The sequence below is a fragment of the Hymenobacter sp. ISL-91 genome, from assembly GCF_018613725.1.
Classification (GTDB): Bacteria; Bacteroidota; Bacteroidia; order Cytophagales; family Hymenobacteraceae; genus Hymenobacter.
The window spans coordinates 159414-175727 of sequence record NZ_JAGGPS010000009.1 but is presented as its reverse complement, the minus strand read 5'-3'; the positions used below and the strand labels follow the sequence as shown (position 1 = coordinate 175727).

10 protein-coding genes are annotated in these 16314 nt (G+C 63.5%); 6 read left to right on the top strand and 4 right to left on the bottom strand.

All coding sequences use genetic code 11. From position 1 onward, the window contains the following. Positions 1-13: 13 nt before the first annotated feature. The 3 genes from J7E24_RS05345 (at position 14) to J7E24_RS05335 (ending at position 5336) form a co-directional block, all read left to right on the top strand. On the top strand, positions 14-1681 hold the full coding sequence (locus J7E24_RS05345) for a M28 family peptidase (protein ID WP_215135886.1): 1668 nt from the start codon (positions 14-16) through the stop codon (positions 1679-1681). Between the two features lie 234 nt (positions 1682-1915). Then, positions 1916-2881 (top strand): DUF4249 domain-containing protein, encoded by a 966-nt coding sequence (locus tag J7E24_RS05340; RefSeq protein WP_262898859.1) that lies wholly within the window; start codon positions 1916-1918, stop codon positions 2879-2881. A gap of 1 nt (position 2882) precedes the next feature. Continuing rightward, complete coding sequence (locus tag J7E24_RS05335) at positions 2883-5336, top strand: TonB-dependent receptor (protein ID WP_215135882.1); 2454 nt, start codon at positions 2883-2885, stop codon at positions 5334-5336. Between the two features lie 201 nt (positions 5337-5537). Here J7E24_RS05335 and J7E24_RS05330 read toward each other — a convergent pair whose 3' ends face one another. From J7E24_RS05330 to J7E24_RS05320, 3 genes are all read right to left on the bottom strand, one after another. Continuing rightward, complete coding sequence (locus tag J7E24_RS05330; RefSeq protein WP_215135880.1) at positions 5538-7991, bottom strand: S9 family peptidase; 2454 nt, start codon at positions 7989-7991, stop codon at positions 5538-5540. A 137-nt stretch (positions 7992-8128) separates the two neighbouring features. Beyond that, positions 8129-9667, bottom strand: a complete 1539-nt coding sequence (locus J7E24_RS05325; RefSeq protein WP_215135878.1) for a glycosyltransferase family 39 protein — start codon at positions 9665-9667, stop codon at positions 8129-8131. Between the two features lie 177 nt (positions 9668-9844). Next, positions 9845-10090 carry a hypothetical protein gene (locus J7E24_RS05320; protein WP_215135876.1) on the bottom strand — a complete coding sequence of 82 codons (246 nt, stop codon included), beginning with the start codon at positions 10088-10090 and terminating at the stop codon, positions 9845-9847. 195 nt (positions 10091-10285) lie between these two features. Between J7E24_RS05320 and J7E24_RS05315 the strand changes: the two genes are divergently transcribed. Then, positions 10286-11635 (top strand): YfcC family protein, encoded by a 1350-nt coding sequence (locus J7E24_RS05315; RefSeq protein ID WP_215135874.1) that lies wholly within the window; start codon positions 10286-10288, stop codon positions 11633-11635. A gap of 158 nt (positions 11636-11793) precedes the next feature. Here J7E24_RS05315 and J7E24_RS05310 read toward each other — a convergent pair whose 3' ends face one another. After that, the gene (locus J7E24_RS05310; protein ID WP_215135873.1) at positions 11794-12183 is read right to left on the bottom strand and encodes a DUF6960 family protein; all 390 of its coding nucleotides are present in this window, start codon (positions 12181-12183) and stop codon (positions 11794-11796) included. 173 nt (positions 12184-12356) lie between these two features. Between J7E24_RS05310 and J7E24_RS05305 the strand changes: the two genes are divergently transcribed. Next, positions 12357-14207: an alpha-amylase family glycosyl hydrolase gene (locus tag J7E24_RS05305; RefSeq protein ID WP_251047028.1), complete on the top strand. Its 1851-nt coding sequence runs from the start codon at positions 12357-12359 to the stop codon at positions 14205-14207. 190 nt (positions 14208-14397) lie between these two features. Beyond that, entirely contained in the window at positions 14398-16257 is a 1860-nt protein-coding gene (locus J7E24_RS05300; protein ID WP_215135871.1) for a glycosyltransferase, read from the top strand. Positions 16258-16314 lie beyond the last annotated feature (57 nt).

Genomic DNA, 16314 nt, shown 5'->3' with positions numbered 1-16314 from the left:
GTATGTTCGCCTGATGAAATTCCCCGCCCTGCTCCTGCTGCCTACCCTGCTGTTGCCCGTTCTGGGGGCCGCCGCCCAACCTTCCTCTCCTGCCGCGCTAAGCCTGCCCAAGCCGGTGCGCCGTGCCCTGGCCCAGGTGCGGCCCGACGCCATGCGGGCCCACGCAGCCTACCTGGCCGACGACCGGCTGCTGGGCCGCAAGCCCGGCACGCCCGGCTACCAGCTGGCTGTCGAGTATGTGGTAGCCCAACTGAAAGCGCGGGGCGTGGAACCGGCCGGCGAAAATGGCGCCTTCACGCAGCGGGTGCGCCTGCGCCGGGCCACGGTGCAGCCGGGGGCCAGCGCCAGCTACCAGCCCGCCGGCAACGCGCCCGGGCTGCCGCTCGATGCCATCAGCCTGCTGCCCCACCCCGAGCAGCCCGTGGCGCAACTGCCCGCCACCGGCTTGGTGTTTGCGGGCTACGGCATCTCGGCCCCCGCCGAAAACTACGATGACTACCAGGGGCTCGATGCCCGCGGCAAAGTGGTAGTAGTACTGCGCGGCGCCCCACCCGCTTTCCCGAGCACCGTGGCCGCCGCCAGCCAGGACCAGACCCAGCTCGTACGCACGGCGGCGGCCCACGGCGCGGTGGGCGTGCTGTTTGCCACACTGCGGCCCGCTTCGGGCAACCCGGCCCGGCTGGCTTCGAGCACCAGCGTGCTGGGGGCCGATGGCAAAGTGGCCGCCGCCCGCGGCTTCGTGAGCGGGCCCGCCGGGGTGGCCTTTACCGGCACGCTCTCGGCCGCCGGACTACAAACCCTGCTGCGCGCTGCTGCCTCTGATACGGCCCAGATTATGCCGCGGCTGCGCGCCAGTCAGCCCGCGCCGTTGGCGCTGCCCGGCACGCTTTCGGCCCGCTGGGAGTCGGCTTACCAGGATTTCGACTCCTACAACGTGGTGGGCAAAATCACGGGCTCTGATGCTAAGCTGCGCGACGAATACGTGGTGCATTCGGCTCACCTCGACCACCTGGGCGTGGGCGCGCCGGTGCGCGGCGACTCCATCTACAACGGCGCCCACGACAACGCGACGGGGGTGGCCTCGGTGCTTGAAATTGCCGGCATCTATTCGCGCCTCAAGCAGAAGCCGGCCCGTAGCATTCTGCTGGTACTGCAAACCGGCGAAGAGCTGGGCCTGCTGGGCTCGGCCTACTTCGCGGCCCGCCCCACCGTGCCCGCTGCCAGCCTCGTAGCCAACGTGAACACCGATATGCCGACGCTGATTGCGCCGCTGCTGTCGGTGGTGCCGCTGGGGGCCCAGCACTCCACGCTGGCCGGGCCGGTAGCGCAGGCAGCGGCCTACCTCAAGCTGACTATTGAAGACGACCCCGAGCCCGAGCAGAACCGCTTTATCCGCTCCGACCAGTACAGTTTCGTGGCCCAGGGCATCCCGGCGCTGCACCTCAAGTACGGCAACCGCACGCCCGACGGCCGCAACAACCTCAGCGAGCAGGTAAAGCAATGGCGCGCCCTCACCTACCACAAACCCCAGGACGATATGAGCGGTACGTTTGATTTTGAAGCCGGCCGCACCTACGTACAGCTCAACTTCCTGGTCGGCTACCTGGTGGCCCAGAACCCCGAGCGCCCCCGCTGGAACCCCGGCGACTTCTTCGGCCGGCAGTTCGGGGGGCAGCGGTAGCAGTTGCCAACCCCGTCGGGACGGCGTATCAGTAACACCAAGAGAATAAAAGTTAGGGCCCCATTGGGGCGACACCAGTTGTTGAACTGTTGGTGTCGCTCCGATGGGGCTTTGCTTGTGGGTGACTGTTGGGTTGCTCCCGATATGCCGGCCCTTTGGGGCTGAAACCGGCGGCGGGTACATATACGATTACAGTTAATCCGTCGTTTGGCTGGGCAATTCTTACCCGCTATTATGCTGACCGTGTTCAGACCGTTTCACCTATCGGCTTTAGCTGGTGTATCCCTTGTTTTAGCCAGCTGCATCGACCCAATCAGCGTTGATTTGCCTACCCCGCCGAAAGTGCTGGTAGTGAATTCCATTCTCACGCCCGACAGTGTGTTTCGGGTACAGGTAAGTCGGGTTGCCAGCATAGTCGATTCGTCTTCGCGACTCCTGTCTACGGCCAACGTCTACCTGCTCGCCCCCGGCGGTGGGGCGGAGTTGCTGCGCAACCAGGGCCGGGGGCTGTATGCCAGTGCCAGCAAACCCGTCAGCGGGCGGCCCTACACGCTGCGGGCCGAGGTTGATGGCTACCCAACCGCCAGCGCCACAGACACGATGCCGGCCGCCGTGCCTATCCGGGAGGCGTGGCACTCCTACCCTACCGGCACCGATCGTAACAACGAGCTGCTGGGCACCATCGTTTTGCTTTTTGATGACCCCGGCCAGGTTGCCAATTTCTACGAAATCACAGCCTTCCAATCACAGAGCCGGAGGCCAGGCCAGCCGCCGCTCCAGAGCCAGAATTTCTTGTTGGATACGCGGGGAAATGCTGCGCTGGCCGCCGAGGGCGATGCGGAATTCGAACCGGCCTCATTGGTCTTTTCCGATAAGCTGTTTAATGGGCAGCCGTTCGAGCTGCGCGCCTCTTTCTCACCATTCGGTCGAATTGGAGGAGGCATCATCAATGGGCAGCCGGTGCCCCCACGGGTATCGGGCGAGGTGTACGTGGTGCTTCGGTCTGTCAGCCGGGCCTATTATCAGTACCGCAAAAGCTGGACCCGACACTTCTACAACCAAGGTACCAAGGGGCTGGGCGGCGGGCTCAACCAACTACTGTTTCTCGGCGACCCGACCCGGATGTACTCCAATGTAACGCAAGGTTACGGAGTGGTTGTGAGCCATGCCCAGGAAATCAAGCAACTACCCGCCCGCTGATATGCAGCTAATCAACCGCATTATCTATTCCATGTCGTCCGGCTTCTTGATTTGCTTGCTGCTACTGGCGGGTGCCGTAACGGCCAAAGGCCAACGCCTTGAAACCCGCGTTACATTCAGCGGAACGGTGCAAGATGCCAGTACGGGCGAAAAGCTACTGGGAGCCGCTGTGTACATCGCCGGGGGCCAAGTCGGCACGACCACTAACGCCGCGGGTTTTTACTCGCTCACCTTACCGGCCCGGGATTCGGTGCGCCTGACGGCCAGCTACCTGGGCTACCAACGCACGACCACCGTTTTAGCCGGCCGGCAGACGGTGGCATGCAGCTTTGCCTTGGCCACGAGCAATGAGCTAGGCGAGGTGCGGGTGAGCGGGGCGGCGGATGCGCCGCTGGAGCGACGGGTGGAAATGAGCACCCTCCAGATTCCGATGGCGCAACTGCGGCAGCTGCCGGCGCTGCTGGGCGAATCCGATGTGCTGCGGGCCTTCCAGCTGATGCCCGGCGTGCAGGCCGGCCGTGAGGGCAGCGGGGCGCTGTATGTGCGCGGCGGCTCCCCCGATCAGAACCTGACGCTGCTCGACGATGTGCCCATTTACTACGTCAGCCACGTCGGCGGTTTCCTCTCCGTTTTCGATGCCAATGCCATCAGCGACGTGCGCCTACTGAAAGGCGGCTTCCCGGCGCGCTACGGCGGCCGGCTTTCCGCGGTGCTCGACGTGCGCCTGAAGGAAGGCAACAAGCAGAAGCTTAGCGGCACTGCGGGCGTGGGTGTACTGGCCACGCATATTTCGCTGGAAGGCCCATTGAAGAATGACAAAACCACCTTCCTCGTTTCGGCCCGGCGCGGCAACCTGGACTTGTTTTCCCGGCTGGCCAGCGCCCGTTCCTCCGGCGGCACCAGCGTTGTGGGCTACTCCTTTTATGATGCCAGCGCCAAAGTCAGCCACCAGCTTACGCCCCGCGACCAGCTCTTCGCGGCCGTCTACCTGGGTGGCGACCGACTGTTTGTAACGCAGAAACCCCAGACCATTGCCGGCCCGCAGGGAGAGTTGCGCTATCAGAATGGCAGTAACTTACGCTACGGCAACGCCCTGGCCTCGCTACGCTGGAACCGCCAACTCACGCCGCGGTTGTTTGGTAACGCCACGCTGGCGGCCACGCGCTTTCACTACGAAAACGGGCAAACCTTCCGGTTGGAAGACCGCTCGGCGGCCGGCCCGCTGAGCGAGAACAGCCGGGCCAGCTTCACTTCCGGCGTTCAGAATCTGCTGGTTAAAGCCGATTTTGCGTATTACCCACAGCCGGCTCATCACGTGCGGTTCGGAGCCACCGCCATCCAGCACGCCTTCACACCGGGCAGCAACTTCTTTACCAGCCGTAGCAGCGCAGCCGCAACAGATACCACTTTTGGGGCGCGGCGCGTAGGAGCGCGGGAGGTAGCTTTTTACGGTGAGGATGAAATTCGGCTGACGGCACGGCTATCCGCCAACCTGGGCCTGCGGGCCGTCTGGTATTGGGTGCAGGGCCAATCGTTTGGCGGCGTGCAGCCCCGGTTGCTGGCTACCTACCTTATTGGCGAGCACACGGCCCTCAAGGCTTCCTACGCCAGCATGCAGCAGTACCTGCACCTGCTTTCCAACAACGGGGCCGGGCTCCCCACCGACCTCTGGGTGCCCGCTACCCGGCGCGTGGCCCCACAACGGGCGCAGCAGCTGGCGGTAGGCGTGGCCCGCACACTGCCCGCCTGGGGGCTGGAAATCAGTATTGAAGCCTTTCAAAAGTCGTTGCGCCAGCTTATTGAGTTCCGGGAAGGAGCCACTTTCTACAACAGCTCCCAGAACTGGGAAGACAAGGTAGTAACCGGCGGCCAGGGCCGGGTGCGGGGCTTGGAGGTGCTGGTGCAGCGCAAAACCGGCCGTCTCACGGGCTGGGTGGGCTACACGCTTGCCCGTAATGAGCGGCAGTTCCAACAGCTCAATCAAGGGCAGTGGTACCCTTACAAGTACGACCGTCGCCACGATGGGTCGGTGGTGCTCATCTACGCGTTACGCCCCCACATCACACTGTCTACGACCTGGACGTACGGCACGGGTAATGCCCTCACGCTGGCACAGGGAAACTACAATATCATCGACCAGAGCTACGGCCGCCTTTCCGGAGACGCCTCAGACCGCTACCTCTACCCCGAGGCGGAAGTATATGGAAGCAAAAACAGCTACCGAATGCGGGCGTATCATCGCCTGGATCTGGGCGCAACCTTTACGAAAGCGGTCCGGTACGGGGAGCGGGTGTGGCGGATAGGGGCCTACAACGCATACAGCCGCCACAATCCGTACTACATCTATTACAGCGCGGGCGCAAACGAAAGCTATTACAGCAAGGGACAAAAACAGTTGTATCAGTTGAGCCTATTCCCCATCCTACCGGCCATCAGCTACGAACGCCGCTTCTAAACAGCTTCAGCACTACCATACCCATACCCATCCGCAGCATAACAACTATTTATCCCGCAGCCAGTTGTCTTGCCTCAGTACCAGAAGACGCTTGCCATACGCCGCCACTGAGGCGGGAAGTCCCAAACCACTCTCACGCCAAACGACCTCACCCACACTGTGGGCGAGGCCGTTTTGATATGGGTTGCGGGTTGCGCGGCGCTATTTCGATTCGGCTCCAACCTGGCCGACCGACTTCTCGGTGCCGGCGGCGGGGGCGTTCTTCACGAACTTATCCAGCCAGCTGTTCATCTCCCACAGCATGTGCAGCAGCGACTCTTTGGCCGTGTAGCCGTGGCTTTCGTAGGGCAGCAGCACCAGCCGGGTGCTGGCCCCGAAGCTTTTGAGGGCCGTGTAGTAGCGCTCCGACTGCATGGGGAAGGTTCCGGTGTTGTTGTCGGCCTCACCGTGCACGAGCAGCAGCGGGGTCTTCATCTTATCGGCATTCTGGAAGGGCGACATGGTGCTGTACACTTCCGGGGCCTGCCAGTAGGTTCGCTGCTCGTTCTGGAAACCGAAGGGTGTGAGCGTGCGGTTGTAGGCCCCGCTCCGGGCAATGCCAGCCCGAAACAGCTTGCTGTACGAGAGCAGGTTGGCCGTCATAAAGGCCCCATAGGAGTGGCCGCCCACGCCTACGCGGTTGGCATCGACCACGCCGCGGCGCACGCCCTCCTCAATGGCGGCCTGGGCACTCGACACGAGCTGCTGCACGTAGGTATCGTTCGGCTCCTTGCTGCCCTCACCCACAATCGGGATGCTGGCGTTGTCGAGCACGGCGTAGCCCATGGTGGCAAAAGCGGCCGCGCCCCAGTAGCTGATGCGGTTGAACTGGTAGGGCGAGCCATTCACCTGGCCGGCAGCGGCGGCACTCTTGAATTCGGCCGGATAAGCCCACAAAAAAGTAGGCAGCGGACCGTCGGATTTCTTGTAGCCGGCCGGCAGGTACAGCATGGCCGTCAGCTCCACGCCATCGGCGCGCTTGTAGCGGATTTGCTCTTTCTGGATGCCTTTGAGCTGCGGATAAGGGTGCGGGAAGTTGGTAACGCGCTGGGGGGCGCTGCGCTTGGTCAGGCTGCGGATGTAGTAGTTCGGGTTTTCGTTGGGCTGCTCCTGGGTGGTGAGCACCACACGCTTTTTAGCATCGAGCACGGCCACGGGCCGCTCGAAGCGCGGGGCCTGGGAGCGCCACAGCTCTTTGCTCTGGCCGGTGCTCAGGTTGAGTACGCTTACGAAGGGCCGGTCGCCGGTGCTGGAGGCACCCGTGCCGTTAATCATCAGCAGCTCGCCGTTAGGCAGCAGGTTGAGCACGTCGCGGCCGTACTGGTTGCGGCGGGTGTCGGGCTGGCCGGGGTCGGAGTAGCGGTCCTCGTACGAGCGGTCGAACAGCGTGCGGGTCTGGCCGGTGCGCGGGTTCACCACTTTGGTCAGGCTCTTGCGCGACTGCCACCACCGCTCCGAGGCCAGGGCCACGTTTTCATCGCCCCACTCGAAACCCCGAAAACGGTACTGAGCGGCGTAAATTTCCTTGGGCGAGCCCGCAAACGGCGCATCGAGGGCAAACACCTTGTCGCGGATGTCGGCTTTCTGCTTGGGGTCGCCTTTGTCCTGGGCTTCGGTGTAGTACACGGTGGCCGGCACGTCGGTGCGCCAGGCGTAGTCGCGGGGGCCGGTGGGGGCACCGTCAGGGCTGTAGGGTACGTTTTCCTGGGCGGGCGTGTCGGCCAGCATTTTCACCAGCGTACCATCCATGCCGAACACCTCGGTGCGCAGCGGGAAGCGGTACACCGGCACGAGGTAGGAAAACGGCGCGTGCACGGTTTCCGTCAGCACGAAGCGCCCGTCGGGCGAGGCCTGGGCCCCGGTGATGATGCCGGGCTGGCCAATGGCTTTGGTCTGGCCATCGAGCCCCAGCCGTATTACCTGGGCCGTGGCGTAGTAGTTGAACTGCTTTTCATCGGACGGGTTTTTGAGCAGATCCTGATAGGTAGGGGCCTGGCCCGAGCGGCCCAGGTTCTGCTGCACGGTGGGCCCGCTGGGTACCCGGCCGGGGGCCGGCGCCGCCCCACGGCCGGTCGGAATAGCGCGCACAATAAAGCCCTGGCCGTCGGGCAGCCAGTTGTAAGGCGTGCCCAGCACGGCGTTCAGGGCCACGCTGCCCACACGCCGGGCCGCGCCCGTAGCCACGTCGGCCACGTACAGCTCGATGCCGCTGTCGGTGGTGTTGGTGAAGGCGATTTTGGTTTCATCGGGCGACCATTGCAGGTAGCTGAGCTGGGCCTCGGCTGGCAGACCGGTTACGGCCGTCTCGGTGCCATTGGGCAGCTTTTTCAGCTTGAGGCCGGTGAGGTACTGGGCCCGGCTGGGGCCGTTGGTGGCGGGGTTGAGCCGCACGCCCGCCAGCCGCAACTCGGGCTGCGAGAGCTCGGCAATGGTGGGGTTGGCGGCCCGCTCCAGTATCACCATGTACAGGCCCTTGGAATCCACGCTCACGCCCGGAGTGGGCGCCACGGTTACCAGATCGGCCAGGGCCTTGGGGGGCGTCTGGTAAGTGGCGGCATCCTGGGCCAGCCCCGCGTGGGAGCCGAGCAGCAGGAGCCCAAACAGCAGTTTCTTCATGGTGAATACGTTGGAGTGGGAAGTGGTGAAGTTCGGTTAAAGTACGCGGAAAGCCAACCAGTTCTGTGGTACGGGGCACGTATCCCGGTTTCGTTGGCATTGACGCCAGAACAGAGGCAAAGACGCAGGAATCCTTCTCAAAATTGCCCCCACTCGGCCAGGGAGGCCCGGCGCTCGGCATAGATGCGGCCGACCAGCGCTGTATCGGGGGCCGTAACGAGGTAGAGGTGGCGCTTTTGCTCGCGGGCCAGCGGAGTGGGCCGGAGGCGTAGCTCCCGAACCGACTCGCAGTGGCCGGCTAGTCCGGCCGGCTCGTCATCTTCTATCAGCAGCAGGTAGCGCAGGCGAGGCGGGCGCGGGGGAAACCAGAACAGGTAGGAGCCATTGAAGCTGTTGGCCGGAGGCAGCGCGCGGTGGCGGTTGTAGTAATTGATGGCCCCGGCCTGGCCGTAGTTGTCGCACTTGATGAAGGTATGCCCTTGCGCGTCCGGGGGCAGGCGCTGGTAGGCCAGCCACACGTCATCGGCCAGCTCGCGCCAGCCCTGCATATCGGCGTAATCCTGGGGCAATGGGTGGTTCTGGCCGTCTTCCCAGCGCAGGGCCCCCAGCTGCTCGTAGCGCGCCTGCTGGGTCAGCATAGCGGCAGGCGGCTCGATGGTGAATAGCAGCGGCAGCAGCCGGATGCTGAGAACCAGGGGCAGCACCAGCAGCGCAGGTCGCAGCACGCGGCCCAGCCGTGGCCGGCCGCTTAGCCACTGCTGCCACCAAGCGGCCCCGGCGGCCAGCAGCAGCGGGTAGTAGCCCAGGGCATAGTAATCTTTGCCGTGCAGCAGCGTGAGTTGCAGCAGGCCGGCCACGTAAATCAGACCCAGTACGCGGTAAGGCCGTAGCCACTGACTGAACAGCAGCGCCAGCAGCCCGGGCACCCACACCCACAAGCTCAGCACGTTCATCAGCAGCTGGCTTTGCCAGAACCCGGCCGCCGACACGTGCACCAGCTGGGTTTCACGCAGCAGCGCCATGTGGTGCAGCACCGGCAGCCCGTGCCCGATTTGCCAGGCCAGGTTGGGCAGCCACAGCAGCAGCGCCAGCCCCGCCGCCAGCCAGAAATGCCGGGTAGCCAGCACCCGCCGCAATGGCGTGAGCAGCAAGGCAACCACCAGCGCGACTATGTAGAACAGGGCCGAATACTTGTTCAGCAGCGCCAGCCCCAGCATGGCCCCGATGCCGTAGAGCCAGCGCGGGGCCGGCTGCTGCGCGTAGCCCAGCAGGCAGTAGCCAACGGCCGTGAAGGCCAGCACTTCGAACGAGTTGGGCTGGAACAGGAAGTTGAGGCGGGCGTAGGCCCCCAGCAGGTAGCTCAGGCCGGCCAGCGCCACCGCCCAGGGCCCACCGCCCAGCCGCTGCACGGCCCGCCCCACCAGGTAAATAGTGAGGCTGCCCCAAAGCAAAGGCCAGAATTTCACCCAGAACCAGCCGCCGCCCAGCGCCAGCGTACCCCAGCTTTGCAGGGCCGTGAGGGGCGGCACTTCGAGGTAGCCCCAGGCCAGGTGCCGGCCATAGTCGAGGTAGAGGTACTCGTCGCGGTGCAGTTGGTAGGCGCGGCTGGCCAGCCCATAACCAGTAGCAAACCGGAGCAGGGCCAGTAGCACCGGCAGCAGGCGGGGGCTTTTCATAGCCTAATATAGCGCACTCCAGATACTATCTAACTCAACTTGCGCAGGGCGGTGTAGGGGCGGGGCTTGTCCCCGCCCGCCGTTAAACGATTAGCGTTGAGCGGAATCGTGGAAATGGCACATACGGCGGGCGGGGACGAGCCCCGCCCCTACACCGCCCTGCGCAAGTTGGTTTTACTACAAATCAAGCGGCAGCCGGATGGCGGGCAGGTAGTCGCGCAGGCCGGCCGGGTGGCGGAACGGGTGAATGAAAAGCAGGTGCTCGTTGTCGTACTCGCACCATTGCTCGGCGTAGAAATCGGCCACCGCAAACAGCTGCAGCCGGAAGCTGTCTTCGCGCCGCTCGGCCAATAGCCGACCGTGCCCGGCCAGGTACTCCTGCTGGCGAAACATGTTCAGCGCTTTAAACTCGGCGTATTTCATGGCGGGGCAAAGATACGGGAGGTTGGGGGTGAAACGCCTGTCATCCTGAGCGGAGCGAAGAACCTTCTTATGGTAGCACTTATCGTTGCATAGAAAGCGCCGCTGGAAGAAGGTCCTTCGCTCCGCTCAGGATGACAGGCGTTTTTCTTACGTCCTCCCTTCATTCACCTCCTCACCGCTACTTACCTTCGCGGCATGAAAACGATTCGCTTTCCGCACCCGCTGGTATTGTTGGTGGGTTTTATTCTGCTGGCCTGCGCGCTGAGCTATGTGTTGCCGGCCGGCGTGTTCGAGCGCCTGCCCGATGCCGCCACCGGCCGCGACGTAGTGGTGCCCGGCTCCTACCACCGCGTGCCGGCCACACCCGTCAGCCCCCTGCAGGCCCTGGTGGCAGTTCCGAAAGGCCTGATAGATGCGGCCGCCGTGATTTTCCTGGTGTTCCTGGCCGGCGGGGCCTTCACCGTGGTCGACCTGACGGGGGCATTGCGCCGGGGCGTGGATTGGCTGCTGGAGAAGTTTCGGGGGCGCGAGGCGGTGGTCATTCCCATCATCTCGGTGCTGTTTGCCACGATGGGCGCGCTGGAGAATATGCAGGAGGAAATCGTGCCGCTGGTGCCAGTGCTCCTGATTCTCATGCGCCGCATCGGCTACCCGGTGATTACGGCCGCGGCCGTGAGCATCGGCTCGGCGGCGGTGGGCGCGGCGTTCAGTCCGCTCAACCCGTTTCAGGTGGGTATTGCCCAGAAGCTGGCGCAGCTGCCGCTGCTGTCGGGCGGCGGCTTCCGGCTGGTGTTTCTGCTGCTGGCCTTGGTTATCTGGATTGGCGGCACCGTGCGCTACGCCCAGCGCCACCGCATAACGCCCGAAACCAGCGAGCAGGCCGACCCCAACGGCACGCTGGTGGCGGGCCGCAACCACGGGCTGGTGCTGTTCCTGCTGCTGGGCGGCTTCGCGTTCTTCGCCTACGGCGTGCTCAAGCTGGGCTGGGACTTCGAGCAGATGGCGGCCCTGTTCTTCACGATGGGCGTGGTGGCCGGATTGGTCGGTGGCCTGGGCCTCACCGGCACCGCCGAGGGCTTCATTGCCGGCTTCCGCGACATTGCCTTTTCGGCACTGCTGATTGGTTTTGCCCGCGCCATTTTCGTGGTGCTGGAGCAGGGCCAGATAGTCGACACCATCGTCAACGGCCTCTCGGCGCCGCTGGCCGGGCTACCCGCCTGGGTGGCCGCCCTGGGCATGATGGGCGTCCACACCGCCCTGCACCTGCCGGTACCCTCCGTCAGCGGCCAGGCCGTGCTGACGATGCCGCTGCTCGTGCCCCTCTCCGACCTCATCGGCCTCTCGCGCCAGGTTACCGTGCTGGCCTACCAGTATGGGGCCGGCCTCTGCGAGCTGATAACGCCCACCAACGGCGCGCTGGTGGCCATTGTGGCCGCCTGCGGGGTGCGGTTCGATGAGTGGTGGAAGTTTGCCTTCCCGCTCTACCTGCTGCTGCTGGCCTTAGGCGCGGTAGCCGTGGTAATCGGTATTGCGGTGGGTATTTAGGATTCAGTTCGAAACAAAGTACAGTACGGCGTAAGGATGTCGGCACGATGTAGGGCGGGACTTGTCCCCGCCCGCCGTTGAACGATTGCCGTTGCAATTGCGCGCATGGCGGGCGGGGACAAGCCCCGCCCCTACACCGCCCTCCGCACTTTGACTACCTACTCCCCCACCAACTCTTCCGCCTCAAACACGCGTTGCACTTTGCGCTTCTTTTCCACCAGCTGAAACTGGAACGTATCGGCGCGCTCATCGAAATACACATCAGAAATGAGGCCCTGGTGGGCGGGCGGGGCACTGGTTTTCACCTGGTCGCCGAAGCTGAAGGCCGGTTTCTGGTAAAGCTCCTTGAACAGCTCGGCGCTGACATAGAACTGCTGCTCGTCGTAGCGCAGGATAATCCAGTCGTCGGTTTCGTCGATTTTCTCGAACACTTTGCCCAGCGGCTCCAGCCACTCGAAGGAGCGGCGGTTGGCGGGGTGAATGTAGGAGTAGCCGTATTCGGGCGTCCAGCCGTAGAGGCCAAACACCACGGGTTTGGGTCGGGGCACAGCGTCGGGAATTGAAATTGAAGATGTAAAGGGCCCGTATAACCCGTGCCGGGGCACGCGGGTTTCCGGCAAAGCTACATGCCTGGCCGGGCCGGCCAGCAACTTTCCACAACCGCAGCAGTAAAGAAGGCCCAGCTGCCCCGCTTTCCGGTGGCGGCTTTTTCACTGTTTTTATGCCAGTAACTGCTCCTACCAACTCTCTTTCCACTCCGGCCCCACCTACTCCGGCCGCATCGGCTGTAGCAGGCCGCATGGGCGCCCGGCCCCACGCTGGCGGCACCACGTTCCGGGTGTGGGCCCCGGCAGCCACGGCCGTTGCGCTGGTAGGCCCCTTCAACGACTGGAACGCCACCACCCACCCGCTCATTACTGAAGCCGATGGCCACTGGGCGGCCGATTTCGCCGACCTTGGCCCCGGCACCGAATACAAGTTCCACCTGCTTACGCCCCACGGCGAGCTAACCAAAAACGACCCCTACGCCCGCCAGGTAACCCACTCGGCCGGCAACTCAGTGGTAGTCGACCCTCATTTCGACTGGGAGGATGACGCTTTTCAGATGCCGGCCTGGAACGAGCTGGTAATTTATGAGTTGCACATCGGCACCTTTTACACCCCCGACCCCGCGCGGCCCGGCACCTTTTACGATGCCGTGGAAAAACTCGACCACCTGCGCGAGCTGGGCATTAATGCCGTGGAAATTATGCCTGCCGCGGCCTTTCCGGGCAAGCTAAGCTGGGGCTACAACCCCGCCCACCCGTTTGCTATTGATGGCGACTACGGCGGGCCGGCCGGTTTTCAGGAGTTCATCAAGCAAGCCCACCGCCGCGGTATTGCCGTAATTCTAGACGTGGTGTACAACCATTTCGGACCCGGCGACCTGGATTTGTGGCAGTTTGATGGCTGGCAGGAAAACGACGGCGGCGGCATCTACTTCTACAACGACTGGCGCGCCGAAACCCCCTGGGGCCACAACCGCCCCGATTACGGCCGCGAAGCCGTGCGCCGCTACATCCGCGACAATGTGCTCATGTGGCTCGAAGACTACCGACTCGACGGGCTGCGCTGCGACGCTATTGCCCACATCCGCAACGTAAACGGCACCACCGACCCGGCCCACGACCTGCCCGACGGCTGGAGCCTGATGCGCTGGATAAACGAGGAGGTGCGGGCGAAGATGCCCTGGAAAATCATGATTGCCGAGGATTTGCTGGGCGATGAATACATTACCCGCACCCCCGAACAGGATGGCCAGGGCTTTTCGAGCCAGTGGGACGCCCGCTTCGTGTACCCCATCCGCGACGCTCTGACCACGCCTGACGACGCCGACCGCAGCATGACGGCAGTGGCCGAGGCAGTGGAGCACCGCTACAATGGCGACTCGTTCCAACGGGTGGTGTACACCGAAAGCCACGACGAAGTAGCCAACGGCAAAGCCCGGGTGCCCGAAGAAATTATGCCTGGCGAGGCAGCCTCCTGGTTCCCGAAAAAACGCTCGACCCTGGGCGCGGCGCTGGTGCTCACGGTGCCCGGTATTCCAATGATTTTTCAGGGCCAGACGATGCTGGCCGACGGCTCGTTTTCTGATGACCAGCCCCTCGACTGGGCCCGCGCCGAAGAACATGCCGGCCTGGTACACCTTTACCGCGACCTAATTGCGTTGCGCCGCAACTTGGCGGGGCGCACCCGCGGCCTGCTGGGGCAGCACGCCGAAGTGCACCACCTCAACGACGAACAGAAAGTGCTGGCCTTCATCCGCCGCGACCAGGGTGGGCCGGGCGACACTACGGTAGTGCTGTGCAACTTCGCCGACCAGAGCCACACCGACTACCGCATTGGCCTGCCCCGCGCGGGCCGCTGGCATGTACGCTTCAATTCCGATTGGGAAGGCTACGACCACGAGTTCGGCAACTTCGAAAGCGTGGATTGTGAGGCAGAAGCCGGCATCTACGACGACCAGCCTTTCCACGGCACCTTCGGCCTGGCCCCCTACTCGGTTCTGATACTGTCGCAGGAACCGGCGTAGCGTTGCGCTATGCGAGTTAGCCCAAACTGCGTAAAGGCCCACTATCCGGCGCCTTACTGTTGAAAAAGCAGGCGAAATAGTCAATGTTGGCAACGACGAGGCGCAAAATAGTGCGCTTTTACGCCGTTCGGGCAGGAGTTTTTAACTCCCGACTTGTAGCTTGTAGCTCCAAACCCACCCTTTGCCGTCTATGCCCACTTCGTCGTCTGTTCCCGCCGCTGCCTCTGTTACTGCCAATGTTGCCGACACCTTGCTGGTGGAGGTGGCCTGGGAAGTATGCAACCAGGTGGGCGGTATTTACACCGTTATCCGCAGCAAAGTGCCGGCCACGCGGCAGGTGTGGGGCGGGCAGTACTGCCTGCTGGGGCCCTACTTTCCGCAGCAGGCCCAGGGCGAGTTCGAACCCGACGACGAGAGGCTGGCGTTTTCCGACGACCCGTTTAGCCGGGCCGTGGCGGCCATGCGGGCGCTGGGCTACAGCGTGCAGCTGGGCACCTGGCTCGTAACGGGCCGCCCCCGCGTAGTGCTCATCGACCCTTTTCAGGCATACCCGCGGCTCGATGCCATTAAAGCCGACCTCTGGGAGCACCACGGCCTACCCATGCCTGCCGCCGATGACTTGCTGCATCAGGTAGCGGCTTTTGGCGAAATGGCCAAGGTGTTTCTGCAGCTGCTGGCCGCCGAAACCGTGCCGCCCCAACGGCTGATTGCCCACTTCCACGAGTGGATGACGGGCGTGGCCATTCCGGCGCTACGCCGCGAGCAGGTGCCGGTGCACCTGGTGTTTACCACCCACGCCACGCTACTGGGCCGCTACCTGGCCATGAACGACCCCAACTTCTACGACCACCTGATGCAGGTGGACTGGCTGGCGGAGGCCCGGCGCTTCAACATTGAGGCGGCCGTGACGATGGAGCGCGCCGCCGCCCACGGAGCGCACGTGTTTACCACAGTAAGCGAGCTGACGGTGCGCGAGTGTATTTACCTGCTCGACCGGATTCCGGATGCCGTGCTGCCCAACGGCCTCAACATCGAGCGGTTTGTGGCCCTGCACGAGTTCCAGAACCTGCACCAGCAGTACAAGGCCAAAATTCACGAGTTCGTGATGGCCCACTTCTTCCAGAGCTATTCCTTCGACCTCGACAAGACGCTGTACCTGTTCACGAGCGGACGCTACGAGTACCACAACAAGGGCTTCGACCTGACGCTGGAGGCCCTGGCCCGCCTCAACTACCGGTTGCAGCAAAGCGGCTTGGAAGGCCAGGTGGTGATGTTCTTTATCACCAAGCGGCCCTTCACCAGCATCAACCCGCAAGTGCTGCAAAACCGAGCCGTGCTGGAGGAAGTGCGCGAAACCTGCGAGGCTATTGAGCGGCAGGTGGGCGAGCGGCTGTTTTATGCCGCCGCTGCTGCCTCCGACGACAACCGCCTGCCCGACCTGAGCACGATGGTAGACGACTACTGGCGTCTGCGCTACCGCCGCACGCTGCAAAGCTGGAAAACCAGCGCCCTGCCCCCCGTCATCACCCACAACCTCGTCGACGACCAGAACGACGACATTCTCAACTTCCTGCGCCGCGCCAACCTCGTCAACAACCAGCACGACCGGGTGAAAATCGTGTATCATCCCGATTTCGTGTCGCCTACCTCGCCCCTGTTTGGCATGGAGTACGGGCAATTCGTGCGCGGCTGCCACCTGGGCGTATTCCCGAGCTACTACGAGCCTTGGGGCTACACGCCCCTGGAATGCGTGGCCCGTGGCGTGCCGGCCATCACCTCCGACCTCTCGGGTTTCGGCGACTACGTGCTGCAGAACGTGCCCACCCACAACGAGCAGGGTATTTTTGTGGTGCACCGCCAGGAAAAAAGCTTCGACGAAGCTGCCGAAGAACTAACCGATATGCTCTGGGAGTTCGTGCAGCTCAACCGCCGCGAGCGAATCATGCAGCGCAACAACGTAGAAAGCTCGGCCGAAATGTTCGACTGGAAAAACCTGCGCGTGTACTACGACCACGCCTACCAGCTGGCCTTGGAGCGCGGCGGCTTTTAGTGGTGAGTGGTAAGTGGTAAGTAGTGAGTAAATTACGACGGCCATAGTCGCAGTGTA

What these genes read in the sequence shown, in the direction of transcription:
- J7E24_RS05315 (WP_215135874.1), top strand. Translation starts at nt 10,286, where the DNA reads ATGAAAACGATTCGCTTTCCGCACCCGCTGGTATTGTTGGTGGGTTTT.
- J7E24_RS05335 (WP_215135882.1), top strand. Translation starts at nt 2,883, where the DNA reads ATGCAGCTAATCAACCGCATTATCTATTCCATGTCGTCCGGCTTCTTG.
- J7E24_RS05330 (WP_215135880.1), bottom strand. Translation starts at nt 7,991, where the DNA reads ATGAAGAAACTGCTGTTTGGGCTCCTGCTGCTCGGCTCCCACGCGGGG.
- J7E24_RS05345 (WP_215135886.1), top strand. Translation starts at nt 14, where the DNA reads ATGAAATTCCCCGCCCTGCTCCTGCTGCCTACCCTGCTGTTGCCCGTT.
- J7E24_RS05325 (WP_215135878.1), bottom strand. Translation starts at nt 9,667, where the DNA reads ATGAAAAGCCCCCGCCTGCTGCCGGTGCTACTGGCCCTGCTCCGGTTT.
- J7E24_RS05340 (WP_262898859.1), top strand. Translation starts at nt 1,916, where the DNA reads ATGCTGACCGTGTTCAGACCGTTTCACCTATCGGCTTTAGCTGGTGTA.
- J7E24_RS05305 (WP_251047028.1), top strand. Translation starts at nt 12,357, where the DNA reads ATGCCAGTAACTGCTCCTACCAACTCTCTTTCCACTCCGGCCCCACCT.
- J7E24_RS05320 (WP_215135876.1), bottom strand. Translation starts at nt 10,090, where the DNA reads ATGAAATACGCCGAGTTTAAAGCGCTGAACATGTTTCGCCAGCAGGAG.
- J7E24_RS05300 (WP_215135871.1), top strand. Translation starts at nt 14,398, where the DNA reads ATGCCCACTTCGTCGTCTGTTCCCGCCGCTGCCTCTGTTACTGCCAAT.